The 1,348-nt window shown below is 49.2% G+C and carries 1 protein-coding gene and 1 pseudogene; one reads left to right on the top strand and one right to left on the bottom strand.

The features are described from left to right. A partial coding sequence (locus CZ345_RS17160; protein WP_204224232.1) for a hypothetical protein occupies window positions 1-192 on the top strand: 192 nt, incomplete at its 5' end. Between the two features lie 1,046 nt (window positions 193-1,238). Here the strand turns inward: CZ345_RS17160 and CZ345_RS16535 are convergent. Continuing rightward, window positions 1,239-1,348, bottom strand: a pseudogene (locus CZ345_RS16535) (IS5/IS1182 family transposase); the annotation flags it as partial.

The following is a 1,348-nucleotide window of genomic DNA, read 5'->3' as shown; positions in this document are numbered from 1 at the left end:
TCTCCAGTTGAAAAGTATTTGATTCAGAGAACCAAAGTTCTCAAATCGAACTCAAAGCTCTATTTCCCAACTCGCTCTTCACTTGTCAAAGAACCGTGCCGCTCACTCGCGGCGGTGTTGCTTTATGTACCTTTTCGCCTCCGCTGTCAACAACTTTTGCCGAAGTTTTTTAAAAAAATTTTCCTTTTATAGAAATATAAACATAACCTGCTGTATTTAAAAAATATTTTTATATCCTATTTTCTATAACAACATCACGTTTTTTTCCCCGTACGCTCTCATTTTCAAAAAGCAGTCAGGAAGAAACCCTCCTCATCCTTTGGCGAAATCTCCTCCAGGAACGCACAAAACCGACGAGAGCAGCAAAAAAATACCGGCAGTACCACGTTCTCGCAGCATACCGAAAGCCTCTTGGCCTCATCGGACTCCTATGGCAGGAAGACATCTCCGTGCATACCGGAACCGATTACCGGTTTCCTGGCTACCCGTCCCGCCTCTCCTGAGTATTCCCCTGTCGATCCTGTCTGTCGGGCTTCTGGGAGCGTGTTACGCATAAGACGCTCTTGTATCGAACGAGAAAAGAAGCAAGTTCTGTCGAGCCTGTTTCATCTTCGCGGAAAAATCCTTTGCCGTCCGGCTTCCTCTCTTCCCTCCCTCGTCTTATTCCGGCAAGGAAGGATGATGTCTGAGGCACCGGGTTCAAACACCAAAGCGCGAATTGCCCGTTTTCTTATGATCCGTTCACGTTCAGCGAGAAGCATCAGCCCCCTCAGCCTTCTTTCAGCATCCAGCGGATATACCGCAATGCCGCATTGTTCCCTTCCCGGGCGTATTCCCCCGGCAATAGACCTGGGTCAGAAGGCCGCTTTTTTCCTCTGGCGATAAACGGCGACTCTCCAGCATGGAAAACTACTTCCAAGATACCGACGGCTCAGAGCGCAGTCCACGCGCTCATAGGGGACTTCCCGCTCGCTGCTTCAGGAAAGATACCACCTCTCTAGAGCATTCTCTTCAGGGAAAACACAAGCCTGCCGGCCCGCTCTTGAAGGCAGATTTTCCCAGCCTTCCCCCCCCCAAAAAAAAACAAAGCTTCTGCCTCCTCAACGAAAAAAACTTTCCCCCCAGGTCATACAACGGCCCTGTTTCCTGCCTCAAGCTCCTTCCGATATGGAAAGATACCCGACAGGATAGGTGGAGCCTGAAAACAAGGAATTTCCGTTCCCTAGGTTCAGGACTCATTAAATATAAAAGATGACAATGGCAGCGAGACAAATAGCCGAAAAGAACGTGTGGGCACAACGGTCATAACGCATGGCTATTCTGCGCCAATCCTTGAGTCGGCCGAACA

The organism is Mailhella massiliensis (genome assembly GCF_900155525.1).
Classification (GTDB): Bacteria; Desulfobacterota; Desulfovibrionia; order Desulfovibrionales; family Desulfovibrionaceae; genus Mailhella; species Mailhella massiliensis.
Note: the sequence above shows the minus strand (reverse complement) of the source record. Positions and strands in the feature narration are given on the sequence as shown.